The sequence below is a fragment of the Bacillus sp. MT94 genome (genome assembly GCF_058792475.1).
In genome coordinates, this window is record NZ_JBXAEZ010000009.1 from 37,486 (window position 1) to 64,443 (window position 26,958).

Below are 26,958 nucleotides of genomic sequence, written 5' to 3' on the forward strand. Positions count from 1 at the left end.
GTTTTTTAAATGATAAATAGAGAAGAGTTACACAATAGGAGAGGAATTTTACTTGAAAAAAACTATAGTATGCGCAGTAATTGTGGGTATTTTTGTTTTGCTAATATCGGGTAACTTTTTAGTGAAAAAAGTGTGGAGTTCAAATAATGATGATGCACAGTATATTGCATCTTTTATTGAAGAACATAAAGATGAAAAAAATAGTGCGCTTCTAGTAAAGAGAAATGATAAAGTTGTTTATTCTGTAAACCCAAATGTTGTATTGCCAGTTGCAAGTACGATGAAATTAATTGTGGCGCTTGAATATACGAAACAAGTTACTGAAGGGAAAATTGATTCGTCTAGTTTCGTGTCGATTAACGATGTGAATCGCTATTATGTGCCGAATACAGATGGTGGTGCACAAGATAGATGGCAAAAGTATTTGGAGAAGACGGGCAAGATAACTGAAGGAGCGGTTTCTTTAGAAGAAGTGGCAAAAGGAATGGTTAAGTTTAGTTCGAATGCAAATGCTGAATACTTAATGGAATTGTTAGGATTAGACAACATCAATCGAAATTTACAAAGTTTATCACTTCCTGCACATCAACCACTATTTCCAATCGTTTCATCTTTGTATATCCCGGGATATTTGCATAAAGAATTACATGTTCCAAAATATAAAATAGAGAAAAAGTTAAAAGAAATGTCTCAAGAGCAATATCGTGAATATTCGATGATTATTCATGAACGCTTAAAGAAGAAGGGACCATTATTACAGAAGGAAATTCCGCTTTATTTAGAGGAACGTTACGACAAAATTTGGTCAGATAGATTACCAGCAGCTTCTGCAAATGATTATATGGTATTACTTCAAAAGGCAAACCATAAAGGTGGCTTGACAGAAGCTGAAGAAAAAGTGTGGGCAAATATCGTTGAAACAGACATGAGTGCCAAGAAATACCGTAAAACATTTAGACATGCTGGGCAAAAGAATGGTTACACACCATGGACGGTTACAAAAGCAGTTTACGCTATGGATAAACATGGAAACTGTACAGAGATTGTGTTTTTGGCGAATAATTTAAATGAAGACGATAGTGCAGAAATACGGAAACATTTAGCAAACTTACATTTCCAAGTGTTGCAAAGTGATAAGTATGATGCGACTTTTATTAAATAAACTCGGTGCAGAGAGCACCGAGTTTATTTTTATGTACAGGCACTTTTTTTCTATCAACGGGTATGATGGGTAGTAATACTTAGGTGAGAGGGGAAAAGGTGATGAAACAGAGTAAGGAAGAGTTTATAAAGAGTGAAGGCGCTGATTTCCCTGGAAAAACATATGTGGATTGTGTATTACAACATGTATTTGATTTTCAACGAAATTACTTATTGAAAGATATGTTTCAAGTGCATAAAGCACATATTACGATGCTGACTGAAGAAAGTTTAATGAAAATAGAAGAAGCTAAAGTTATATTAAACGCACTTAGAAAAGTAGAGCGAATACCAAAAGATAAATTGGTATATACAGAGCGGCATGAAGACCTCTTTTTTTTAATCGAACATTTAATTTCTCAAGAAGCGAAATGCGATTTTGTAAGTAATATGCATATTGGTAGAAGTAGAAATGATATGGGTGTAACGATGTATCGCATGAGTTTAAGGCGGTATATATTACGATTAATGGAACATTATTTGCTATTGCAAGAAAGTGTACTGCAACTTGCTGATGATCATAAGGAAACGATCATGCCAGCTTATACACATACACAACCGGCACAGCCAACAACATTTGGTCATTATACTTTAGCAATTTATGATACGATGCAAAGAGATTTAGAACGAATGAAAAAAACGTACCAGCTTTTAAATCAGTCTCCAATGGGGGCGGCTGCACTCTCTACAACAAGTTTCCCGATTAAACGAGAACGAGTTGCTCATCTACTTGGATTTACAACTGTAATTGAGAACTCATATGATGCTGTTGCCGGAGCGGATTATTTATTAGAAGTTAGCTCGCTACTTATGGTAATGATGACGAATACGAGTAGATGGATTCATGACTTTTTGTTGTTAGCAACGAAAGAATATGACGGTATTACTGTTGCAAAGCCATATGTACAAATTAGTAGTATTATGCCGCAAAAACGAAATCCGGTTTCAATTGAACACGCTCGTGCAATTACGAGTAGTGCTTTAGGAGAAGCATTTACAGTATTTCAAATGATTCATAATACACCATTTGGTGATATTGTTGATACGGAAGATGACTTGCAGCCATATTTATATAAAGGGATTGAAAAGGCGATTCGTGTTTTTTGTATGATGAATGCAGTGATCCTAACGATGAAAGTAGAAGAAGAAACGTTAAAAAGTCGTTCCTATAAACATGCAATAACGATAACGGATTTCGCTGATGTTTTAACGAAAAATTATGAAATTCCATTTCGGCATGCTCATCATGCAGCAAGTGCTATTGCAAATATGTCATTGGAGCAGAAAAAAGAACTACATGAATTACACTTCAAAGAGATAAATATGTACTTGCAAGAACATTTTAAAATAAATTTATTAGAAAAAGAGTGGAAAGAAATTATATCGCCAGAAGCTTTTATTCAAAAAAGAAATGTATACGGTGGACCGAGTAAAAAAGAAATGAAGCGTATGATTAAAAATCGAAAAGAGTCCTTTCGAAAAGAAGAAGATGTATTTGAAAAGGAAAAACAGAGAATTTTACAAGCTGAAAATGCCTTGAATACATTAGCTTTGAATATTATTGAATCGTAAAAGAGGGATTTAATGAATTAATCGCCAATACTTAATTAAAATATAAATAGAGAGAAGAGATTGTCGATGATTCAATTACATGTATATGAAGAGATTTTTCATTTTAAAGAAGATGTTACACCATTTCTAGAAAAGAATGAGCAGGAAAACAATCTCATATTAGGTGTATTACAAATGGTTCAAGAACCGATATTTATGGGGGTAGCGAAACAAGGAGAAGACATTGCGGTTGTATTTCTGCAAACAGAAGAGAAGAAACAAATCATTGTTGCAACTTCTGAAATTTCGGGAGTAGCTATTGAGGAACTTGCAAAAGAGTTAACGAAAGTATATCCGGATATTCCTGGATTGATCGGTAATAAGAAAATTGTACAGAAATTAGCGGAAGAGATTGCGGTATTAGAAAATAAGAAAATGAATGTTGCAATGGAGCAAGGTGTGTATGAGCTGAACAGAGTAAAGAAGAAGTGTAATGCGAACGGACTTTTCCGGGCGGTAAATAATGATGAATTACCATTAATAGAACAGTGGATATATCAATTTTGTGAAGACGTAAAGCTTCCTACTACGAAAGAAGAAGCAAAACAAACTGCGCATACATTAATAACTACAAATCGACTGTTTGGTTTGGAAGTAGATAGGAAACTTGTTTCTGTAGCTGCAAAAACGAGACCAACTAAAAATAATATAACAGTTAATTTCGTATACACGCCGAAAGAAGCAAGGAAAAAGGGATACGCATCTAATTGTGTAGCGGCACTTAGTCAACGTATGTTAGATGAAGGGTACAAGACGACTACGTTATATACTGATTTAGCGAATCCGATATCGAATAAAATTTATCAAGAAATTGGTTATGAGCAAATTGCGGAGTCTGTGCTTATATTTTTAGAGAAGTAAAACAAAAAGGTGTGCAATTTTAGCACACCTTTTTGTTATTCATCAATTCTAATAATCTCGCCTTGAGGGAAGTCCTCAGTTTCTAGTAAGTTACGAATAGCTTTCGCAACATATTCAGGTGGTAATAGTTTTCCTTCTTCTTTTAATGCAATGAAGCGGTCCAAATTTATGAAATCTTCTTTATTTGTTTCACGAATTTGTGATTGCATATTAGTATCAACAACACCAGGTGCAAAAGCGACGATTTTTACTGGATATTCTTTTTCTACTTCTTCAGTTGCTACGCACTGTGTAAACATATTTACACCAGCTTTCGTTGTACAATAAGCGCCCCAGCCAAAGTAAGGGTTTTTTCCTGCACCAGATGAAATGTTAATAACGCGTTTATCTACTTTCCAGTCTTTCGTATGTTTCATAAATGTAGATGTAAGAATCATAGGTGCAAGTAAATTAATGTGAACGTTCGTAATGAATTGTTCACTTTCAGCTTTTTCAATTGGCTTCATAGGTGCAACTGTACCCGCATTATTAATTAAATGAATAGAGGATACATTGTCTTTTTTAATAGATGAAATGATCTCTTTAAAGTTAGTTTCTAAGTTATGTACATCTTGAAGATCTAGGGAATGAAAAATGCAATTGCTGTTATATTGCTCTGCAAGTTTTGTAAGCTCTTTATTTTCTCTTCTAGAAATAGAGATGACAGTTGTATTTTTTTCTAATAATTGCGTAGCGATTGACTCACCTAAACCTTGTGAAGTTCCTGTTATGATAACGTAGCGCATAGTTTTATAAACCCCTCTCATATGTGCGGAATTTTGTTGGACAACGTACATTGTATAGTTTGTCTACATTTTATAGTATAGAGCACTTTTTACTATAATTGAAATGAGATGATTGTGTGCCTTTTATAAATAGGTTTACGACAACAGTACCTGGTGCCGTCACGTTTACTGGGAATACGCTGGGACTTAGCCCTACATCACCTGCACCAGGTAATATTTTTGGTACACTTGCTGTGTTTACGACAGTAAATACAGCATTGCAAGTACCAGGGTTCCCAGCAGGGACAACAGATGAATGGCAATTGAATTCTTCAAGTGCAATTTTAAATCTTCCAGCGGGAAGCAGTGTATTATATGCAGAATTAGTTTGGGCTGGTACTTTCCGGACTGATACGGAAGATGTGTTACCATTTTTAAATGATAACATTACATTTACAACGCCAGCAGGGACGTTTTCTGTTACGCCAGATCCTGCTACCGCGCAGCAAGGTTCAGTAGGAAATCAATTTTATTATGCTCGCTCTGCCAATGTAACAAATCTTGTTAGTGCAGGTGGAGCAGGCACATATACAACGGGTGCTGTGCCAGCTGCAAGAACTTCAGCCGACCCAACAATCAGTCGTTCAGCTGGATGGACGCTTGAGGTTGTGTATCAAAATGCAAGTTTACCACTTCGAAATTTGTCAGTATATGCAGGTCAAGAAATTATCGATGCTTCATCCCCGCCAGTTGATGCTACAATTTCAGGTTTTGCTACGCCGGCAACAGGAGCTGTTACAGGAAGAGTGCTCGTAACTGCTCAAGAAGGTGATTCTAACATTGTTGGAGATCAACTTCGCTTTGGGCCGAATGCAAATGCTACAGTTGCATTATTCGGACCGAGAAATCCTGCGAATAATTTCTTTCAGTCACAAATTTGTAATGATAGTGGAAATTTAGATACGAGCGGCACGTTTGGAGATTTGAATCAGCCGTTAGGGGTAGCTTTGGCCGTCCGAAGACAAGGGTGGGATATTACGAATGTAGATGCCTCCTCATCTTTAGTAAACAGTCAAACATCAGCAACGGTTCGATTTGTTACAAATGGAGATGGATACGCAGCAGCTGGTTTTGGTGTTCAAATTGATGCAACAGGTCCAATTATTAATCCTGTTAAATCAGTTAATAGAACAGTCGCGGGGGTAGGGGATACTCTCACTTATACAATTACGGTCCCAAATACAGGAACAGGAAGTGCAGAAAACGTTGTATTACGTGATAGTATTCCGAACGGAACGACGTTTGTTGCAGGTAGTGTTACGGTAGGGGGAGTAACACAGCCGAATGCAAACCCTGCTAATGGAATTAATTTAGGTACAATCCCAAATAACACGCAAAGAATTGTTACATTTCAAGTTCGAATAACATCATTCCCGAATCCCAATCCTATTTTAAATCGTGCAATGGTGTCATATCAATTCCGTCCCTTCGTTGGTAGTCCTCCTATTACAAGTACGTCTTCTTCAAACACAGTACAAACGACAGTGAACCAAGCAACTATTAGTATGCAAAAATCTGTAGATTTACAGACGGCAACACTTAATGATGTATTAACGTACACAGTTAATGTCACAAATAATGGAAACGTCACTGCGAACAATGTTATTTTTGTTGATAGTATCCCTGCTGGAACAACATTTGTCGCAAATAGCGTTACGGTAAATGGAGTAGCGCGTCCAGGAGCGAATCCAGCAAGTAGTATTAATCTTGGAAGTATTAATGCATCGCAAACGACTGTAGTGCGCTTTCAAGTTCGAGTAACATCGAACCCTCTTGTCAATCCAATTCCAAACCGTGCGAGTGTAACATTTAACTTTACTCCAGTGCCTGGTCAACAACCAGTTTCAGGGCAAGCGACAAGTAATACTGTAGTTACGACAATTAATATAGCTGATATAACAACGAGAAAAACAGTGGATAAAGCTTTTGCAACGGTTAACGACGTTCTTACGTACACGGTAACAATTCAAAATACAGGAAATGTACTTGCAACGAACGTTATTTTTCAAGATCCGATCCCAATTGGAACGACATTTATCGCAAATAGTGTGACTGTGGATGGGGTTTCACAACCTGGGGTAAATCCAGCGACTGGGTTTACAGTAGCTAATATATCTCCTGGCGGAAGTAGGACTGTTACATTTCAAGTACGAGTAACATCTACACCATCGGGAGGTACGATTGCGAATCGCGGAAATGTATCTGCTAATTTCGTCGTTATTCCGAATCAGCCACCGATAACAATTAATAGACAAACGAATACAGTTGTGACACAAGTTAATACAGGCGGTTTAAATGTAATAAAAGAAGTAAATACAACGCAAGCGGCGGTAGGGGATACTTTAACGTACACAATTGCCGTCCAAAATACAGGGAATGTTCCGTTAACAAATGTATTTTTCCAAGACCCTATTTCTTCTGCTGTTTCATTTGTTGCAAATTCTGTAACAATTAATGGAGTACAGCAAAGTGGACTAAATCCGAATACAGGATTCTCTCTTCCGAATATTCCTGCGGCTCAAACGGTTGTAGTCACATTTGACGTAGTAATTGTACAGAATCCAGAAAATGAAGATATTTTAAATCAAGCAAATGTAACAGCAAGCTTTCAAGTGAATCCGAATGAACCACCAGTAACAATCAATGTACCGAGTAATGTTGTGAATACGACAGTACAATCAGGAAACTTTGAAGTTGTGAAAGCAGTCAATACGGATGTTGCAACAGTAGGGGATATTTTAGTATATACAATAGAAGTCATAAATGCAGGTAGTGTACCAGCTACGAATGTATTTTTCCAAGATTCAATTCCCCAAGGGACATTATTTATTGAAAATAGTGTAGTTGTGAATGGTGTTTTACAAGAAGGGGCAGATCCAGAACTTGGATTCCCATTAAATAATTTGCCTACTGGCGCCAGTGTTATTGTTACATTTGAAGTATTAATTGATGAAATTCCCCAAGGAAATAATGTTGTAAATAATGCGAATGTAACTGGAGATTTCCTTGTAAATCCAACAGAGCCGCCGATTACTGTAACAGTACCAAGTAATACTGTTATGACGATCGTGAATTCTTCAGGGTTAAATGTAATGAAAAGTGTAAGTGCTACTGAAGCCGGTGTAGGAGATACGTTAACGTATACAGTTCGTATACAAAATAGTGGAACGGTGACAGCGACAAATGTATCATTCCTTGATCCGATTCCAGTTGGAACCACTTTTGTAGCGAATAGTGTAACAATAAACGGGACACCTCAACCAGGTTTAAACCCGACAACTGGATTTCCACTTGCTAATATTCCAGTAGGAGGAATGGTGACGGTCACTTTTCAAGTGACAATCACGAGTGTACCACCAAATAGAGTTCTTCCGAATAATGCGAATGTCACTGCTGATTTCCAAGTAAGTCCTCTCCAGCCACCAATTACAATTGTAACGATTAGTAATATTGTTGTGACGCGAGTGAATGTAGGATCACTTAATGTAATGAAGAGTGTAAATACACTACAAGCCGGTGTAGGAGATACGTTAACGTATACGATTCTTATTCAAAATACAGGAACTGTTCCTGCAACGAATATTGTTTTTCAAGATCCAATTCCGTCTGGTACTGCCTTTGTAGCAAATAGTGTGACGATAAATGGAGTCGTACAGCAAGGCGCGGATCCTATGCTAGGTTTCCCGGTACCAAATATTCCGGTCGGGCAAACGGCTACGATTACGTTTCAAGTTACAGTGACGAGTGTTCCGAGCGGTGGAAATATAAGAAACCAATCGAACGTTACTGCAAGTTTTCTTATAAATCCAGCAAACCCTCCAATAACGACTGTTACAAATAGTAATTTTGTAGTGACGCAAGTAAACACAGCACAGTTAAATATACAAAAATCTTCATCTGTACAACAAGCAGCACTTGGAGAAACTTACACGTATTCTGTTGTCATTCGAAATAACGGTACAGTAACAGCAACGAATGTCTCTTTCCTTGATCCAATTGCTTTAGAAACAACTTTTGTAGCAAATAGTGTAACGATAAATGGAACGCCACAACCTGGATTTGACCCAAATGTTGGTTTCCCGCTTCCTAATATTGCAGCTGGAACATCATTGACAGTAACGTTCCAAGTTACGGTAGTTGCACCGTCTACACGTGGAGCAGTATTAAATACAGCATCTGCTACAGCCACTTTCTTATTAAATCCTTTACAGCCACCTGTAACAACAACGAATTCAAGTAATACAACGGTAGTTACAATACCGTTACCTCCTCCTGGTGAAGTAACTGCAACAAAAACAGTTGATGTTGCAACTGGGGCCGTTGGGGATGTATTAACGTATACTGTGCTCATTTCAAACGTAGGAATTATCCCTGTTACAGATGTGTTCTTCCAAGATGTCATACCAGAAGGAACGACGTTTGTTGACAATAGTGTAACGATAGGTGGAGTGCAGCAACTTGGTTTAAATCCAGAAATAGGATTTACAGTTACTCCATTATTAATCGCTGGTGGAAGTATTGAGGTCACATTCCAAGTGACGATTACAGAAATTCCAGATAATGAAGTCATATTAAATGATGCAGATGTTACATTTACTTCACAACCAAATCCGCAGGAACCACCGATTACGGAAACGATATTAACAAATTTAGTCGTTACGACAATTAATATAGCGTTTATTTTTCCATTGAAACTAGTAGATAAAGAAGTAGCGACGGTAGGAGAAATATTAACGTATGATGTATTGATTTTTAATTTCGGAACAGTGCCAGCGACGAATGTTCAATTTATCGATACTACTTCCGCGGGTGTAGCATTTGTACCAGGAAGTGTGAGCATAAACGGGGTACCAGCACCAGGACTAGATCCTTTCATTGGTTTTACAGTTCCAGATATACCTGTCGATGATTTTGTACTTGTCACATATCAGGAAGTGGTTACAAGCATACCAGAAGGTGGAACGATTGTTAATTTTGTAGACGTTACAGCTACATTTGCTGTAAGTGAAACAGAACCCCCTATTACGGAAACAACGACAAGTAATACGACATTAACAGAAATCAATGAGCCTGGTTTGAATGTTTTAAAATCAGTGAGTCAGCCGGTTGTTGCAGTAGGCGATACAATCACATATACAACAGTAGTTCAAAATACAGGAACAGTGCCAGCAACGAATGTTCAATATAGTGATGTATTACCTTCCTCTATAGCATTCGTGCCGAACAGTGTAACGATAGATGGTGTGTTACAACCTGGATTCAATCCGAATAACGGATTCCCGCTTCCAGATATAAATCCAGGTGAAAGTGTAGAAGTCATCTTCCAAGTAACCGTTGTTAGTGCGCCATCAAACGGAACAATTGCCAATACGGCAAATGTAACTGGAAGTTTTGTATTAGTACCAGGAGAACCACCAGTTATAGTAACAGAGCCGAGCAATACAACACTTACAACTGTAAATAGAGGGCAATTTAATGTTATTAAACAAGTAAATAGGGTTGCTACTCTCGTTGGAGATATATTAACGTATACGGTTCAAATAACAAATACAGGAACAGTAACAGCTAATGCTGTTCAGTTTGTTGATACCATTTCAGCAGGAGCGTCATTTGTACCAAATAGTGTAACGATAAATGGAGCCCCGCAACCAAACTTAAATCCGATTACTGGATTTGGAGTTGGAGATATCCCAGTTGGTGAAACAGTTATAGTGACGTTTCAAGCGACAGTTACAAACATCCCGTCATCAGGAACAATTACGAACGTTGCAAATATAACAGGAAGCTTTACTTTAGTGCCAGGAGAACCACCAGTTGTAGTAACAGAGCCGAGTAATACGACGATAACTAGAGTGAATAGAGGACGATTCAGCGTTATAAAATCTGTAAATAAAGAAGCGACACGATTAGGAGATACGTTAACGTATAGTGTGCAAGTTACAAATACGGGAACGGTAACAGCAACGAATGTTCAGTTTATCGATGTTCCATCACCTAGTTTAGAATTCGTTCCTGGAAGTGTACAAATAAATGGGATTCCGCAAGTAGGTTTAGATCCATTTGTAGGCTTTGCATTGCCTGATCTTGCAGTAGGGGATAGTGTATTAATTACATTTGAAGTAAATGTAATCGCAGTTCCGCCTTCTAGTAGCATTATGAATACAGCAAGAGTAACGGGTGATTTCGAATTGATTCCAGGAGAACCTCCGTCTACAATTACAAATTCAAGTAATACGACGGTTACGCCGGTAAATAGAGGCAGCTTAGATATGCTAAAAGAAGTAGACCATTCAGTTGTTGGTGTAGGAGAAACGGTAACGTATACTGTTCGTATATTAAATACTGGTACTGCTGATGCAATGAATGTTCAATTTATCGATGTGCTATCTCAGGAAGCTGATTTCGTTCCAAATAGTGTAACGATAAATGGGGTTCCGCAACCGGGGTTAAATCCGCAGATTGGATTTACGATACCTGATATACCAGTTGGTGAGACGGCACTTGTAACATATGAAGCTACGATTACAAGTTTTCCGGATGGTGGTACAGTAGTGAACGTTGCTGGGGCGTTAGCAGAATATATTTTAGTACCAGGGGAGCCGCCAGTTACAGTGATGGATACAAGCAATACAGTTATAGTGACGGTAAATACTGCAATCTTATTTGTTGCAAAAGGAGCAAACTTTGAAGTAGCAATGATAGGGGATGTTGTCACTTACGGAATCGCTGTTATAAATGATAGTACAGTTCCTGTGACCAATATTGTGTTAACAGATATCATTGATCCGAATACGCTATTTATAAATGGTACGGTAACGGTAAATGATGTACCTCTTCCATTTGCTAATCCGAATACTGGTATTCCGTTAGGTGATTTTCAGCCAAATGATGCAGCAATTATTAATTTCCAAGTTGTAATAATAGGAGGGCAAGTAAATAATTTAGTTACAAATACTGCTACAGCGAATGGGCTTGCAACTGTAAATCCGAATGAGCCGCCAGTAGTAGTTGAAGGTGATAGTAATACAGTTGTTATCCCGTTTATTCCTCAAAATGTCTCAACGACAGTCGTAAAAACGGCAGATTTACAGGTAGCAACAATTGGAGATGTCATTACGTTTACGACAGTCATCACAAATACGGGTGATACTGTAATGCAAAATATTCGTTTTCAAGATATGTTAGATAGTAGTGTTCGATTTGTTCCTGGAAGTGTAACGGTTGATAATACGCCAGTGCCGAATGTAAGCCCGGCAGTAGGGTTTCTTATCGGAAGTTTAAATCCTGGTGAAGCAAGGACAGTTTCGTTCCAAGTAGCAGTACAGAGCGCGCCAAATGGTTCAGGAAATTATATAAATCAAGCGAGTATTCGTTTTGAACATCAAGTAGGCACAGTATTGCCACCTGTTACACAAATAGTAGAAAGTAACATAGTTGTCATTCCATTCGTTCCAACGATTGAACAAATTTGCGAAACAAACTTTAATTGCTTAGATAAGATTCCATTTCAATGTTCTCCGTGTAATCATTTGCATGGACATAAAAAATAAAAACAGAAAGAGCATCCTGAAAAATAATTGGATGCTCTTTTTGTTTTAATCATATAGATTCATTTTCGGGCGAGGTGAAAAATTCGTCGATTTTGTCGGAGAGTAGTAATGGAATGGCTCCTTTTATAACAGAAATGTCCCAGTCCCACCATGCGAGATTCTCTAGTTTGTCAATCGTTTCTTGTGGGAAACGATATCGAACAAATTTTGCAGGATTACCAGCTACAATTGCATACGGGGGTACGTCTTTTGTAACAACGCTTCTGGCGCCGATAATGGCCCCGTTACCAATTGTAACACCAGATAAAATGCAGGATTGATAACCAATCCATACATCATTGCCGACTACGATATCACCTTTTGAAGAAGGGTGACCAGTAATATGTGCTCCTTCATCAAAAAGTGCATTAAATGGATAAGTTGTTATCCAGTCTGCGCGATGTTCACCGCCAAGTATGAAAACGACTTCTTCTGCTAATGAACAAAACTTACCTATTTTTAATTTTGTTTCATCGTTCCAAGAAAAAATGGTTGGCCCTACTTTACTATAAGTATAATCACCAATATCATATTTATTATATTCAGGTTTTTGATTTAAATATAACATGCTTCTTCAGCCTCCTTTCTCAATTAAGTGATACGTATGGAATATTATATGCAAGATGTAGTAATGTGAACTGTATTAATAGGTGAAATGAACAAAAGGGAGTGGGATGTATGCGATACGAAATGGGTTTATATAATAAACCGTTTCAGTCAATTCAATCAGGAAAAAAAGTATATGAAGTACGCCTATACGATAAAAAACGTCAACTAATAAACAAAGGTGATGAAATCGTATTTACGAATCTTACGACAACAGAAATGATGACGGTAAAAGTAACGGAAATAAAGCGATACGAGAGCTTTAAATCTATGTATGAACAAATTGATAAAAAATTATTGGATTGTGAAAATGATAGTTTAGAGGAAATGTTAGAAAGTACATATAAAATATATACGAAAGAACAAGAAAAAGAGTGGGGAACAGTTGCGATTCGTATTGAGGAAATAAAATGATAAGAAATCGCGGGGCGGCTATTATTGTACAGGAAGGGAAAATCGCTCTTATAAAACGTATTCGAGAAGAGGAAATATATTATGTTTTTCCTGGCGGAGGGATTGAGGAAGGTGAAACGCCTGAAGAGGCAACGAAAAGAGAGGTATACGAAGAATTAGGGCTACATATAAAAGTGAAGCACCTTATTGCAAAGGTAAAATATAAAGGAAATGAATATTATTATGGTGCCTATATTACAGGTGGAGTGTTCGGAAGTGGAACAGCTGAGGAATTTCAGCGGGAAGGTAAAGGAAGTTATATTCCGTTATGGCTACCGATAAACGAGTTGGAAAAAGTGAATATAAAACCTTATGAAGTGGTCGGAAATATATTTAATCATTATAAAATATAACGTCTGACAACATACAAAAAAAACCATTGACATAGGCTTCTGATTTAAGTATTGTATTCGAGTATGTTTATAATCAGGAGGTTTATATGAGCAATCAAACTACTACACATCATGTGAAAATGACAACAGCGGATCCATCTGGAATTGGTCTATTTGGATTAGCGATGGTAACACTTGTAGCATCATCTCAAAAGTTAGGCTTAACAGATGGCGTTTCACTTGTATTACCATGGGCAATCTTTTTAGGAGGATTTGCACAAATCTTTGCTTGCATTCACGATGCAAAGCATAACAATACATTCGGTACGACAGCATTTGGTGCGTACGGCCTATTTTGGTTAGGTGTTGGAATGACTTGGTTAATTCAACTTGGAGTATTTGGCGAAAAATTAGCACAAGCTGCAGATTCAAAACAGCTTGGTGTAGCCTTTATCGGATATTTGATTTTCACAATCTTTATGACGATTGGTGCAATGGAAACACATAAAGTATTATTTATGATCTTCGTCCTTATTGATTTCTTATTTATTGGTCTTTCATTAAGTACTTTAGGTGTTATGCCGCACGCAATGCATAATTTAGCAGCATATTCTGAACTTCTTATTTCATTATTATCTTTCTATGGTTCAGCAGCAGCAGTGTTAAACACACACTTCGGAAAAGTTGTTTTACCAGTAGGGAAGCCTTTTGGTATTTTTAAAAAGTAATAAAAAAGCACAGATGATTGTATAGTCATCTGTGCTTTTTTTTATTTATTCCTCTATTTGTGGGCTGTCTGAAAAATCCTGATTGGTGAGGGCTCATTAAAGTTTCACTTTATTTGAAATAAGTAATGTGAAATGTAAATAAAAGTAGAAAAAAATCAATTGAAATTGATTCTCATTATTAATATAATGAGAATGAGAATCATTTATTGTTAGAGGGGGATGCCAAAGTGGCAAAAATTTTAATAGCTTATGCAAGTATGTCAGGAAATACAGAGAGTATTGCTGATTTAATTAAAGTTAGTTTAGATGCTTTTGATCATGAAGTAGTATTGCAAGAGATGGAAGGCATGGATGCTGAAGAATTATTAGCTTATGATGGAATCATTTTAGGATCTTATACGTGGGGCGATGGTGAATTACCATTTGAAGCGGAAGATTTTCATGAGGACTTAGAAAATATAGATTTAGCTGGGAAAAAGGTAGCGGTATTCGGATCAGGTGATACGGCGTATGAACTGTTTTGTGAAGCGGTAACGATATTTGAAGAACGCCTTGTAGAACGAGGTGCAGAGCTTGTACAAGAAGGGCTGAAAATTGAATTAGCTCCAGAAGATCAAGAGGATGTTGAAAAATGCAGTAATTTTGCAATTGCATTTGCTGAGAAGTTCTAAGAATGGGAGTGTCAACGTGGAGACGATGTTAAGTGCAACTGCTATTACAAAGTTAAGAGATGGAAAACTGTTGTTAGCTACTACATATAATGGCTTATTTGTTGAACAAGACGGAGAATGGAAACGAATTTTAAATGGTTTTCAAAAACGAATTAGGGATTTACATAGCGAAGATAATGTAGTTTATGGTGTAGGTGACGAAGGGATTTTTATTCGTAGTATGAATGGTGGAGAGAACTGGACAATTCAGCGTTTTCCAACAAAAGCAACAAGTTGGAATGTATGTAGCAATGTACAAGGAACTGTTGTTGCTCATGGAGAAAAAACGCTGTATCTTTCTAATAATTTCGGTTCGACATGGGAGACTATTCATCCGTTTCTTGAGTATGGCAGTGCGGCACCGTCTATTCGATCATTATTTTTATATAAACATTACTTATTTATTGGTACGAAAATACATGCTAAGTATGGTGGTGTTTGGCTCTTTGATTTGAAGACACGTAAATTAAAGAGGATTAAAATTACGATGAATCAAATGATCTCTGCGTTGACTTTACACAATTCTTATTTAGTAGCGGCAAGTGGATCGTGCAAGGGAGTTAGCGGGAATATTTCTTATTGTAAAATAGATGACAGTATTGCGAGTGAAAAAATATATTGGCATACATGTCAAAGTGAGCAGAAAGCAAGTAGTTATTTAGACTTAAGTGTAGACCAACATGTCTTATATACAACTTCAACACAAAATAAGGCGGGTATTAGTAGTGTGTGCCGTGTACTTCTTGACGAAGGTATTGTTACAGTATGTGATTCAGTTAAAGGGCACGGATGGCGCATTGTTAATCAAAAAGATGGTTATGTAGTAGCTGGATCAGGTGAATTAAAAGCAATGCAGTGGGAACAAAAAATAATTTAAGAAAAAACTTTACTTTTATTATATTGATATGATATAGTATGTTTAAACCATTTTACTTTTAATAATATAGAGATTTAAATGAGCTGTAACTTCCGAGGAGGATAGCAATGTTAAATCTCCTCAGGGGTTGCAGTTTTTTAATATCTGGCTTATTATTGTAAGGTGGTTGAAAATGAATATGTACATATAGGTACATTGTAGGAGGATTTTTTTCATGCAAAACGGTAAAGTAAAATGGTTTAACTCAGAAAAAGGTTTCGGTTTCATCGAAGTTGAAGGCGGAGAAGACGTATTCGTTCATTTCTCAGCTATCCAAGGCGAAGGCTTCAAAACTTTAGAAGAAGGTCAAGAAGTTACTTTCGAAGTAGAACAAGGTAACCGTGGACCTCAAGCTACTAACGTAAACAAGAAGTAATTTTTGAAAAAAGAAGGGCTCGCCCTTCTTTTTTTTGCATTTTTATAGATGTCCTCCTACTTACATATCATAATAAGACTGAATTTTCATTTATTTATTCGAAGGATTTTTGTATAAAGTACATGAATAAATAAATACTGAAAATAGAGTGTTTGTGTGAAAAAGGAATTTAGAAAGAGGTAAATAAATTGAAAAACGCTACACATTTCATTGTGTTTGATATTGAGAGGAATTTCAGACCGTATAAATCAGAAGATCCGTCAGAAATAGTTGATATCGGAGCTGTAAAAATAGAAATAGGTACAATGAAGATAATTGAAGAATTTTCGGAGTTAGTAAAACCAAGTGCACGATTAACTCGTCATACAACAAAATTAACCGGTATTACGAAGACAGATTTAATGGCTGTAGACAAATTCCCTCAAATTATAGAGAAATTTATTCAGTTTATCGGAGAAGATTCTATATTTGTTTCATGGGGAAAAGAAGATTATCGCTTTCTATCTCATGATTGTACATTACATGGTGTTGAATGCCCCATTATAGAAAAAGAAAGTAGAATTGATTTGCAAAAATTTGTTTTCCAAGCATATGAGGAATTGTTTGAACATACGCCAAGTTTACAATTTGCGGTAGAACAGCTCGCTTTAACGTGGGAAGGGAAACAGCACCGTGCTTTAGCAGATGCCGAAAATACAGCAAATATACTTCTTAAAGTGTATAGCGAGAGAGATATTAATAAGCGATACAAAAGACATGGTGAACTTGAACTTGTAAAAAACGGAAAACTAACAGAAAAAGCGAAAAAAAAGATGCGGAAATGGGTGTTTAAAGAACTAAAGAAAAATACAGAACGCCCTTTTGAATGGAGTACATTTGAAAGTAGTGACACGTGGGAAAGTATAACGGAAAGATATTATATAAGTGAAAATACAGTAGAACTCCTGAAAAAACATTTTCGTACGGCAGTGAGAAAAGCGGAACGACAGATTAGGTATTTGGCTGAGATGGAGGAGAATGTAGAGGTTAAATGATATTCTCCTCTATTTCTAGCTACATAAATTAAAATTCATCGTATTAAATAGCGATTAATTTGTTGCTGTAATTGAGCAGTCATTATTGCTTTGAAATTTAGGGCGTTAGTTAGAATGTTAATCTGTTGAGGAGTAGTTAATTTTTCAAATCCTTTTGCATGTGCAAAGAAATGTTGTAGGAATTTTTTCTTCTCTTCAGTTAACCTTTTATGATTTCCTATTGGAAGACCTGCGCATTTATATAAAAATTGTTTAGTATTACTTTTTAACTTTAAATCACTAATCCAATTCATAGTTTTTTCAGTGGTATGGCTGTTTATGTAGTTTTTTGGAACGGTTACTTTATAATTGTAATCCCGTAAATCATTTTTAGTAAAACCTGTCTGCTTTAAAATTTGTAATAGAGGGAAATGATTTTCCTCAAGTTTATTTAAAATAAATTGTCTATTGGTTTTATTAGAATCGCCTTTGTTATGAAGTCTACGAAGTATTTTGAGGTATTGTGAAGGTTTTTCTGTAAAATCTTCAATAATACAGGGGATTTGTTTTATATGTGGATTATTAGTTATGAAATTGTAACAATCGTATTTTCCAACTAAAATGTATTCATCTTTTAGAGGATGCTTTTCGACTGGTAAGAGTAAATCAAATATATCAAGATATTCAATAGTACTGTTCATTTTTTTAGAATAAGATTTTGTAATGTGTGGATTATACAATAGATTTATTTTTTCAATAGGAATCATGCTAATTTCAGTTAAAGAATGAGGACTATGGTAAATGATCATATGTATTTACCTCCTTAAATCAAATATATAGCGTTAGAAAGTTGTCTTATGATAGCAATAGGAAAATACGTGATTAATGTGAAAGATCCTACCTCTTTTATAGAGGTAGGATCTTTTGCAGTTGTTCTATTCAATTCCTTCTGGACTATAGCTATACTGCTGCTTATTCTCAATCCGCTCAATCACATCCTGCAGCTCATCTGGCTTCAGAAACTCAATCGGAGAGAAGCCCTTCTCAAATGTAAGTGTATCAGCCTCAATCATTAATACGTATCGATCATTTACCTTTGCAATATGTATTTGATCCCCGAAATCAGCAAGCAAAGCCTTCACAGAGATATGATCTGCTTTTAGTTTTAATTCCACTTCAGGAGCATGCTCGACGATTTGGGCAGTTGCTTCCATTACTTCTTCGGTTGAAAATTGTTCCATAATTTCGCGTTTCGGACTGGCAGCCCATACTTCCATCGCTTGGTCGAATTGTTCGCGTTCTTCCGTACCTTCTTCAAATACATCTTCAATTTGGTCGTATACCATGTCCATTACTTGTGTTTTCATAATTTCAGGCATAGAGCGTTCATATTCGACGAATTTTAAGAAGTCTTCAAAGTAGCGGGCATGTGATGCTTGGTGTATTTTTAGTTCGCCTACTTCAACCATACCTTCTTCAGGCATGTATGGGTATTGGATAGATTTCATATTCTTTGTTGTGATGGCCATTTCAACGTTACGAATCAGTGTTGATTCATCAGAAATAGAAGCAACCTTTGGTTCGAAGTCGCATTTCATTACGAATACAAATGGATCATCAAAGTATTTGCGTAGTTTTGCCTGAGCAATTAAAAATACACCACCGCGTACAGCGCTTGTGTCAAGATATGTATAAACGAGAGGTTCACTCATATCTTTAAAGTTGTCCTTTGTTTCTGCAAAGCGAATACGATTAAAAAGGTTGTAATGAGGGTTTGAATCAAGTTCGTGCCCTTCCTCTACAATAAAGCGACCAATTTTTGTTGGGGCTTGTTCTGTTTTTGCATGACGTTCTACTTTTCGCTTCGATATTTTTAATAACTCACCATTCAAAAATTCTTTTAAGGAGCTATCTTCATATTCTTCAGCGTCTAAAGTTTGAAAATGTTTGTAGCGTTTATCAACTGCTTCACCTTTTCCTTCTACTTGTACAACATAAAAGGAAAGATAATTTATTTCAAAATCCATATTTATCACCTTGTTTCATTTCATTAACTCTTATCAGTATAGAGATGGAAAAAACTTTCGTCAATTTATATAAGGAAGGGGGAGCCCCTTCCTTATATAATTTTTATTTTCTCGATTAAAATCCGTCTTCTAATGCTGCGAATGGAATGTTTAGTCTGTTTTCTACTGTACGTAAACGTTGGTTTAAGCGGTTTAGTCTACGTGTATGGCGCTCAACTGTATTTTCTAGTTGACGTACTCTTTGTTCAAGCTCATTTACGCGTCTTTCTAATTGACGATTTCCAGTGCCAGGAAAAGAGATTGGAAGTTGGAATTGTCTATTTTGGTCATATGGATTCGTTTGCTCTGCTTGATCTATATAAGATTGATATTGTGCTTGTAAGTCATACTGTGGTTGTTGGTACGCATATTGATTATATGGATCATATGGATTGTAGGGATACATAATAACATCCTCCATTTCTTTAAAATAGGTTGAATTCACCATAATGTATGTGCAAAAGCGGAGCGGTGGCACGGCAAATACCTATTTATGTTGACGGGATTTTTCTTTATCCCGCATTAACGGGCAGTAAGACCCCACTGATTAAAGTTTCACTTTATAAAAAATAGCTTGAGGGTTTTTGATTTGTATTTCTTTTGCTTGATGGTATATACTGGATAAAAGAGAGAGTTTACATAAAAGTTACAATTCTATCAAACTCAAACTTTTATGTAAATATGTATAGACATTTATAAAAGAAAAGAGTAATTTATATAGAGTGAAAAATAACTTGTAACATTTTATAAACATATTGTAAAATGATTGTAACAAAACATACATAAAAATGAAATAAATACATAATAGTGATGTTGGGGAAAGGGAGAGAGTATATTGTTCCGTAAAGTAAAGGGTATATTAGTTGGGGTGTTATGTGTAGCTGTAGTGAGTGGCTGTGGTGCAAAAGTAAGTGATGTTGCATTGGTAAGTGATATTGGTGGGCACACTGTAGAGGCTAAAGCAGAAGTGCAAGATACTATTAGTTTAGTTGATGGTCGAACTGGTACTGAAGTGAAAAAATTAGATTTATCTGGTTTAGGCTATTTTGAAGATGAAGCGAAATTTAAAAAGTCTGTAACAAAGGTTGTTGGTGAGGTTGGAAAAAGCGTCGACAAAAAAATGGTTCCTTCACGTATAGCACCTGATGGAAGTTGGCAAGAAGGAAAACCTTCTTATGAATTAATGGAAAAAGAATTAGTAGATAAATTGTTAAACGTTGGTATGTGGGATGCTACGTATCAGTTGCCGATTGTGGAGAAAAAACCAGTCGCAACATTAAGTGATGCGCAAGGAAATGGTACGGTAATTGGTAGATATGAAACGAACTTAGGTGGTTCAACAGGTGGCCGTATTGAGAATATTCGTTTGTCAGCAGCGAGCATAAATGGAGTTGTGTTAGCAAAAGGAGATCGTTTCTCTTTTAATTCATTAATCGGTGATACGACACCAGATAAAGGATATCAATTAGGGAAAGAAATAGTTGATGGTAAATTAGTAGATGGATATGGCGGTGGTGTTTGTCAAACATCTTCAACTTTATACAATGCAGCAGATCAAGCTGGCCTGAAAATGGTGGAGAGAACTACACATTCTAAAACGGTAGGTTATGTTCCACAAGGAAGAGATGCTACAATTGCATATCCATATTTAGATTTAGTATTTGAAAATACGAATGATGCACCTGTGAAGCTTTATATGGGCATTCAGGGTGGAAAGCTAGTTGCTGAAGTACATAAAATGAGATAAGAGTTAAAAAGCCACCTTTTCTAAAAGTTAGAAAAGGTGGCTTTTTATTATGAAAATAAAAATGCATGTAAATTCTGACTTTTCTTATTTACATAGGATGATTTTAGTTGTATCCTTCATAGTAACGGTTATATGTAATGGGAAAATATAGGGATAAGGAGATGAAGTTATTCATGGTACAAATTCATCCGAAAACACGTATTGGTCATGTTGAATTTAAAGTGAAAGATTTAGAGCGTCAAATTGCTTTTTATGAGAATGTTGTAGGATTAGAGGTAATTAAGCAAGAGGGGAATAAAGCATATTTATCTGGAAAAGGTGGAAAGAACACGTTACTTGTTCTTGAAAAGTTAGAGGACGGGGTACTGCAAGAACCGCGTACGACTGGTATATATCATGTAGCCTTTTTAGTTCCGACTCGTGAAGCTTTTGCTTCTGCGCTATTTGGGGTTCTTCGTAATAAGAATGTAATTGACAGCCCGGCTGAGCAAGAAGGGCGTTATACATATTCAAATGAAATTTTACCAATTTCAAGGTTTAATAGTGCAAGTGATCATACATATAGCGAAGCTTTTTATTTGCAAGATTTAGAGGGGAATGGTATTGAAATTTATGCAGACCGTCCGCGCGATCAATGGGGAGAAGGACCAGGAGGAAGTACACCACTTGATTTAAAAGAATTGGCAACACTCGTTGATTATGAGTTTGATGGTTTGCCTGCTAATACTGTCGTTGGGCACGTACATTTAAGAATAGCTGATGTAGAGAAATCACATGAATTTTATGTGGAAACAGTAGGTTTTGAAGTACAGCAGCGTGAAGAGGATTGCTTATTTATTTCAGCAGGGGGATATCATCACCATATTGGTGCAAATACGTGGAACGGAGTAAACAATCCACACCCACCAGTACATGCAACTGGACTAAAGGTATATGCGATTGTACTACCGCATAAAGAAGCGTTAGATGAAGTGAAAGAAAGATTAATAGAAAAACAACATGAAATAAATGAAACTACAAATGGGTTTGCGGTAGTAGATCCAAGTGGTATTACAGTGCAGTTTGAAATAGAAACAGTGTAAAAGAAGCGAGAAAGTGTATAATCACTTTCTTGCTTCTTTGTGATCATTCATATCTCAATCCAATATCTTCTTACTACATTCCCATCTTCCTCAGTGAAATCATCATTACGAAGCCCACCGTTATGTAAAATCGTTTTTTCAGAAGCGGTATTCACTGCGTCGCAAACGACAAGTACTTTCTCGATGTTTAATTCCTTCGTTTTTTCTAGCGATAATTTTAATAACTTTGTAGCATAACCTTTTCTTCTTTCAGAAGGGCGAATGCCATAACCAATATGACCGCCAGCGTTAAATAAATGTTCGGTTAAACTATGACGTATATTAACAGCTCCCACAATTTTATTTTCATCTGTAACAAGCCAATATGTAGAGTCTGGTACCCAAGTTTCAGGGATATTTATTCCGTTATGCGCATCGAGAAGTTCTTGAACCATAGCTGGGAAGTTGGCAGGATTTTTTGTGATAACCCACGGGATCATTGTTTCACCGCTATCTTTCCATTCGTTATAGAAATCTAAGTATTCTTCTTGTAAATCAGTAGTAGGTGTAAGTAATGAGAGGTTCATTGTTAGTAAGCTCCTTTAGTTATGTAGTTTTTATAAAAAATTATGAAACAAAGTGAAAGCGTTTTCTAAAATTTCTCAACCTAATTTCATGCAATCCACCTTTGGTTTTTTAGAAAATTAGTGAAGGTTTAAAATTAGGAGTTATTTATTTTATGTTAATATTTAAAATATTAACATGAAAAGTCGGAGTATTAAGTGTATTTTAGTGGTATTCTTTCATGTTGATAAATGGATGTTTGTGATAATTTTTGTTTTATCTATCTATAATGAATGAAAGGGGGAAGTGCCCGTGAGTGTAGATTTTGATTTTATTATACGAATCGGTGTTGCTGGCTTGTTAGGAGCAATGATTGGTATTGAAAGAGAAATTCGATCGAAAGAAGCTGGATTAAAGACTCATTTCCTCGTAGCGGTAGGAAGTGCGTTAATAATGGTTGTTTCGAAATATGCCTTTTCAGATATTGTGTTTGAAGAGCATACGTCTCTAGACCCAAGTCGTATTGCAGCACAAGTCGTTAGTGGAGTTGGTTTTTTAGGTGCAGGCACAATTATTATTCAAAAGCAGGCGGTGAAAGGATTAACGACCGCGGCTGGTTTATGGGCTACTGCCGGTATAGGATTAGCAATTGGAGCGGGAATGTATGTAGTAGGCATTGGAGCGACGATTCTCGTTTTAATTGGTTTAGAAATTGTAAGTCGTATTTTTAAGGTGCAATTTTTATTTCCACAAAATATAACAGTGCAAATGTTTGTAAATAAACATGAAGCGGTACAACAAATATTAGAAACACTACAAGTGAAAGGCATCCCAATACTCTCATATGAGGTGGAAGCTTCACAGCAAGGTACAGAAACTGTTTATAAGGTAGGGATGCAACTGAAAAATATATCGTCAGAAGAAAAGAATGAGTTTATTCAGCATATGCAAACATTACCGGAAGTTACGTTTATAAAGTTAAAATCATAGTGTTGAAAACGTGGGTAGATGTAGCAGGAATTTTGCTATTATCTATCTTTTTTGATATAAAATGCACGGAAAGTCAAGCGTTAATTTTACATGAAATGAATATATGTGTGAACGTTACCTTATTTTTTCTCAATACAGGACAAAAAGTAAAAATAGTAAAATAATGGAGCGGGACACTAAAAATGTAAGGTAGGGGAGAGTATGAAAGGCTATTCAAAGAAAATGTTAGTAGGGGTAAGTTTTGCTAGTTTAATGTTAGGGAGTTTTCAAGGGGTAAGTTTGGCAGAAGATACTAAGGGAGAGCAAGTTTCTTATCGAAATGTGCTCAAAATGGAGCCAGTCGGTGTACAACTACCAGTACAAGAATTAGCTCATTCATCGAAAGTGCTCGAAAGCAAGTCTTTTGAGAAAAGGCTACAATTTGCCGATTTATCACAAAGACCACCTGAGGTGAAAAAAGAAAGTAAGCAATTAGCTGTAGCGAAAACTTATACAATTGCTGAATTAAATCAATTAAGCAATCAGCAGTTAGTAGATTTACTTGTAACAATTGATTGGGAGCAAATTACGGGGCTATTTCAGTTTAATACAGACAGTCTAGCATTCTATCAAAATGATAGTAGGATGCAGGCGATTATTGATAAATTGAAGCAGCAAGGACAAGCCTATACGAAGGATGATTCAAAAGGGATTGAGACATTAGTGGAGGTATTACGTTCAGGATTTTATTTAGGATTTTATAATTCGGAACTTAGTAAATTAAATGAACGGAGTTATCATGATAAATGCTTACCTGCATTAAAAGCGATAGCTAACAATTCAAATTTCAAGCTGGGTACATTAGAGCAAAATAGAGTGGTATCATCATACGGAAAGTTAATAGGAAACGCTTCGAGTGATGTGGAAACGATAACATCAGCTGCAAAAATTTTTAAACAATATAATGATAATTTTTCTACATTAGTAGATAATCTTTCAGCTGGAAATGCTATTTACGATATTATGCAAGGTGTTGACTACGACATTCAATCGTATTTGTACGATACGAGGAAAGCACCGAAAGATACAGTATGGTATCAGAAAATAGATAGTTATATTAATGAATTAAGTCGTTTTGCATTAATGGGAACGATTACAGCAAAAAACGGTTGGCTTATTAATAATGGCATTTATTATACAGGTAGACTCGGTACGTTCCATAGTACAGGAACGAAAGGGTTACAAGTTGTAACAGATGCGATGAAAATTTATCCGTATTTAGGGGAGCAATATTTCGTAGCTGCTGAGCAAATCGCAACGAATTATGGCGGAAAAGATGCAAATGGTAAAGTGGTGAATTTAGATCAAATAAGAGAAGATGGAAAGAAAAAATATTTGCCAAAAACGTATACGTTTGATGATGGGGCAATTGTTTTAAAAGCTGGAGATAAAGTGACAGAAGAAAAAGTAAAACGTTTATATTGGGCGGCAAAAGAAGTGAAGGCACAATTCCATCGTACGGTTGAAAGTGATCAACCTTTAGAAAAAGGAAATCCTGATGATGTACTAACGATGGTTATTTATAATAGCCCAGCAGAATATCAATTTAATCGTCAATTGTACGGTTATGAAACGAATAACGGTGGTCTTTATATAGAAGGAACAGGTACGTTCTTTACTTATGAGCGTACGCCAGAAGAAAGTATTTATAGTTTAGAAGAATTATTCAGACACGAGTTCACGCATTATTTACAAGGTAGATATGAAGTACCAGGGTTATGGGGACAAGGGAAAATATATGAAAATGAAAGATTATCTTGGTTTGAAGAAGGGAATGCTGAATTTTTTGCAGGGGCAACGAGAACGGATAATGTTGTACCGAGAAAGAGTATTATAGGAGGATTATCTTCAAATCCAGCAGAGCGTTATACGGCAGAGCGAACGTTAAATGCAAAGTATGGAACGTGGGATTTCTATAATTATTCCTTTGCTTTACAATCGTATATGTACAATAAGAGATATGATATGTTCGATAAAATACATGATCTTATTAGGAAAAATGATGTAACAGCATATGATGCATATCGCTCTACATTAAGTAAAGATGCGAATTTAAATAAAGAATATCAAGATTATATGCAAATGCTAGTTGATAATCGTGAGAAATATAATGTGCCATTAGTATCAGACGATTATTTAGCGAATCATGTATGGAAGCCAGTTTCAGATATTGCGGCAGAAATCACAGCGGAAGCAAAATTGAAAAATGTATCAGTAAAGAAAAATAAATCACAGTTCTTTAATACATTCACACTACAAGGAACATATACAGGAACCGCAGCAAAAGGAGAATATGAAGATTGGAAAACAATTACACAAAACGTTAATGATACGTTAAAACGTTTAAGTGCAAAGGAATGGACAGGCTATAAAACAGTAACAGCATACTTCGTAAATTATCGCGTGAATGCATCAGGACAATTTGAATATGATGTTGTGTTCCACGGTATTAATACAGAAGAAGGTGCAGAGAATAAAGCACCAGTTGCAGTTATAAACGGTCCGTATAGTGGAAATGTAAATGAAGCAATTTCATTTAAAAGCGACGGATCAAAAGATGAAGACGGGAAAATTACTTCGTATAAATGGGAGTTTGGTGATGGAGCAGTAAGTAATGAGCAAAATCCAACTCACGTATATACAAAAGAAGGAACGTATACAACGAAATTAACGGTAACAGACGATAAAGGAGCAACTAATACTGCTACAGCGACTGTAACTGTTCAAAAGAAAGAAGATAACAGTGTAGAAAAAGAACCGAATAACTCATTCCAAACAGCAAACAAACTGCAGTTAAATCAAGTTTTACGTGCTAGTTTAGGAAATGGCGATACAAGTGATTTCTTTGAAATTAATGTGGAGACTGCTAAAAACCTTCAAATTAACGTAACGAATGAAAATAATATCGGAATGAACTGGGTACTTTATTCTGAAGCAGATTTAAATAATTATGTTACGTATGCTCAGCAACAAGGGAATAAACTAGTAGGTAGTTACTACACGTATCCAGGGAAGTATTATTTACATGTGTATCAGTATAGTGGTGGAACAGGGAATTATACGGTGGAAGTAAAGTAGTAAAAAGGGAGTTGTCTTTTTCAATGAATGGCATAAGGTCTGTACTTTAATGGAAAAACAATTGTAGGAAATGTCTATAATGATAATAACAAATTAAGTGCCGAGAGATGTTATATTTACATTAAACAAATCTAATCAGTAAATGAGATAAAGTCGATGAACTATTCTTTCATCACGATGTAAGAATAGTTATA

At 36.0% G+C, this 26,958-nt stretch carries 21 protein-coding genes; 15 read left to right on the forward strand and 6 right to left on the reverse strand.

All coding sequences use genetic code 11. From position 1 onward, the window contains the following. Positions 1-52 precede the first annotated feature (52 nt). The 3 genes from AC1Q51_RS24745 to AC1Q51_RS24755 all read left to right on the forward strand — a co-directional run bounded on the left by AC1Q51_RS24745 (position 53) and on the right by AC1Q51_RS24755 (position 3,672). Positions 53-1,162: a serine hydrolase gene (locus tag AC1Q51_RS24745; protein ID WP_090977429.1), complete on the forward strand. Its 1,110-nt coding sequence runs from the start codon at positions 53-55 to the stop codon at positions 1,160-1,162. A 101-nt stretch (positions 1,163-1,263) separates the two neighbouring features. Then, entirely contained in the window at positions 1,264-2,772 is a 1,509-nt protein-coding gene (gene argH / locus AC1Q51_RS24750) for an argininosuccinate lyase (RefSeq protein WP_065229177.1), read from the forward strand. 66 nt (positions 2,773-2,838) lie between these two features. Next, on the forward strand, positions 2,839-3,672 hold the full coding sequence (locus AC1Q51_RS24755; RefSeq protein WP_097924252.1) for a GNAT family N-acetyltransferase: 834 nt from the start codon (positions 2,839-2,841) through the stop codon (positions 3,670-3,672). A 35-nt stretch (positions 3,673-3,707) separates the two neighbouring features. On the opposite strand, the gene AC1Q51_RS24760 is transcribed toward AC1Q51_RS24755, so the two are convergent. Then, positions 3,708-4,457, reverse strand: coding sequence for a (S)-benzoin forming benzil reductase (locus AC1Q51_RS24760; protein ID WP_090977434.1), 750 nt, complete (start codon positions 4,455-4,457; stop codon positions 3,708-3,710). Between the two features lie 116 nt (positions 4,458-4,573). Between AC1Q51_RS24760 and AC1Q51_RS24765 the strand changes: the two genes are divergently transcribed. After that, positions 4,574-12,046, forward strand: coding sequence for a DUF7507 domain-containing protein (locus tag AC1Q51_RS24765; protein ID WP_492331782.1), 7,473 nt, complete (start codon positions 4,574-4,576; stop codon positions 12,044-12,046). A 49-nt stretch (positions 12,047-12,095) separates the two neighbouring features. On the opposite strand, the gene AC1Q51_RS24770 is transcribed toward AC1Q51_RS24765, so the two are convergent. Then, positions 12,096-12,653, reverse strand: a complete 558-nt coding sequence (locus tag AC1Q51_RS24770) for a CatB-related O-acetyltransferase (protein WP_000966308.1) — start codon at positions 12,651-12,653, stop codon at positions 12,096-12,098. Between the two features lie 110 nt (positions 12,654-12,763). On the opposite strand from AC1Q51_RS24770, the gene AC1Q51_RS24775 reads away from it, so the two are divergent. The 7 genes from AC1Q51_RS24775 to AC1Q51_RS24805 all read left to right on the forward strand — a co-directional run bounded on the left by AC1Q51_RS24775 (position 12,764) and on the right by AC1Q51_RS24805 (position 17,240). Beyond that, a complete protein-coding gene (locus tag AC1Q51_RS24775) occupies positions 12,764-13,105 on the forward strand; it encodes an ASCH domain-containing protein (protein WP_001268365.1) in 342 nt (113 codons plus the stop codon). Further along, positions 13,102-13,497: an NUDIX hydrolase gene (locus AC1Q51_RS24780; protein ID WP_000620821.1), complete on the forward strand. Its 396-nt coding sequence runs from the start codon at positions 13,102-13,104 to the stop codon at positions 13,495-13,497. Before AC1Q51_RS24775 ends, AC1Q51_RS24780 begins: the two co-directional genes overlap by 4 nt. An 86-nt stretch (positions 13,498-13,583) precedes the next feature. Next, a complete protein-coding gene (locus AC1Q51_RS24785) occupies positions 13,584-14,204 on the forward strand; it encodes an acetate uptake transporter (RefSeq protein ID WP_000070938.1) in 621 nt (206 codons plus the stop codon). A gap of 227 nt (positions 14,205-14,431) precedes the next feature. After that, positions 14,432-14,875: a flavodoxin gene (locus AC1Q51_RS24790; RefSeq protein ID WP_001062759.1), complete on the forward strand. Its 444-nt coding sequence runs from the start codon at positions 14,432-14,434 to the stop codon at positions 14,873-14,875. A gap of 16 nt (positions 14,876-14,891) precedes the next feature. Beyond that, the gene (locus AC1Q51_RS24795) at positions 14,892-15,791 is read left to right on the forward strand and encodes a WD40/YVTN/BNR-like repeat-containing protein (protein ID WP_000449497.1); all 900 of its coding nucleotides are present in this window, start codon (positions 14,892-14,894) and stop codon (positions 15,789-15,791) included. Positions 15,792-16,005: 214 nt separating this feature from the next. After that, positions 16,006-16,206 (forward strand): cold shock-like protein CspB, encoded by a 201-nt coding sequence (gene cspB, locus AC1Q51_RS24800; protein WP_001179150.1) that lies wholly within the window; start codon positions 16,006-16,008, stop codon positions 16,204-16,206. A gap of 188 nt (positions 16,207-16,394) precedes the next feature. Next, positions 16,395-17,240: an exonuclease gene (locus AC1Q51_RS24805; RefSeq protein ID WP_065229172.1), complete on the forward strand. Its 846-nt coding sequence runs from the start codon at positions 16,395-16,397 to the stop codon at positions 17,238-17,240. 35 nt (positions 17,241-17,275) lie between these two features. On the opposite strand, the gene AC1Q51_RS24810 is transcribed toward AC1Q51_RS24805, so the two are convergent. From AC1Q51_RS24810 to AC1Q51_RS24820, 3 genes are all read right to left on the reverse strand, one after another. Continuing rightward, positions 17,276-18,028: a hypothetical protein gene (locus tag AC1Q51_RS24810; protein ID WP_000587909.1), complete on the reverse strand. Its 753-nt coding sequence runs from the start codon at positions 18,026-18,028 to the stop codon at positions 17,276-17,278. Positions 18,029-18,154: 126 nt separating this feature from the next. Continuing rightward, complete coding sequence (locus AC1Q51_RS24815) at positions 18,155-19,246, reverse strand: DUF3900 domain-containing protein (RefSeq protein ID WP_000345036.1); 1,092 nt, start codon at positions 19,244-19,246, stop codon at positions 18,155-18,157. A gap of 115 nt (positions 19,247-19,361) precedes the next feature. Beyond that, entirely contained in the window at positions 19,362-19,691 is a 330-nt protein-coding gene (locus AC1Q51_RS24820) for a hypothetical protein (RefSeq protein ID WP_000283711.1), read from the reverse strand. Positions 19,692-20,120: 429 nt separating this feature from the next. Here AC1Q51_RS24820 and AC1Q51_RS24825 point away from each other — a divergent pair, with 429 nt between their 5' ends. Both AC1Q51_RS24825 and AC1Q51_RS24830 read left to right on the forward strand, forming a co-directional pair. Then, positions 20,121-21,032, forward strand: a complete 912-nt coding sequence (locus AC1Q51_RS24825; RefSeq protein WP_000488980.1) for a VanW family protein — start codon at positions 20,121-20,123, stop codon at positions 21,030-21,032. 173 nt (positions 21,033-21,205) lie between these two features. Continuing rightward, complete coding sequence (locus AC1Q51_RS24830; RefSeq protein ID WP_000249880.1) at positions 21,206-22,114, forward strand: VOC family protein; 909 nt, start codon at positions 21,206-21,208, stop codon at positions 22,112-22,114. A gap of 47 nt (positions 22,115-22,161) precedes the next feature. Here AC1Q51_RS24830 and AC1Q51_RS24835 read toward each other — a convergent pair whose 3' ends face one another. Further along, positions 22,162-22,680, reverse strand: a complete 519-nt coding sequence (locus AC1Q51_RS24835; protein WP_001054138.1) for a GNAT family N-acetyltransferase — start codon at positions 22,678-22,680, stop codon at positions 22,162-22,164. 289 nt (positions 22,681-22,969) lie between these two features. Here AC1Q51_RS24835 and AC1Q51_RS24840 point away from each other — a divergent pair, with 289 nt between their 5' ends. Together AC1Q51_RS24840 and colA are read left to right on the forward strand one after the other, a co-directional pair. Continuing rightward, on the forward strand, positions 22,970-23,647 hold the full coding sequence (locus AC1Q51_RS24840; RefSeq protein ID WP_000109722.1) for an MgtC/SapB family protein: 678 nt from the start codon (positions 22,970-22,972) through the stop codon (positions 23,645-23,647). Positions 23,648-23,848: 201 nt separating this feature from the next. Next, positions 23,849-26,764, forward strand: a complete 2,916-nt coding sequence (gene colA, locus AC1Q51_RS24845) for a collagenase ColA (protein WP_492331783.1) — start codon at positions 23,849-23,851, stop codon at positions 26,762-26,764. Positions 26,765-26,958 lie beyond the last annotated feature (194 nt).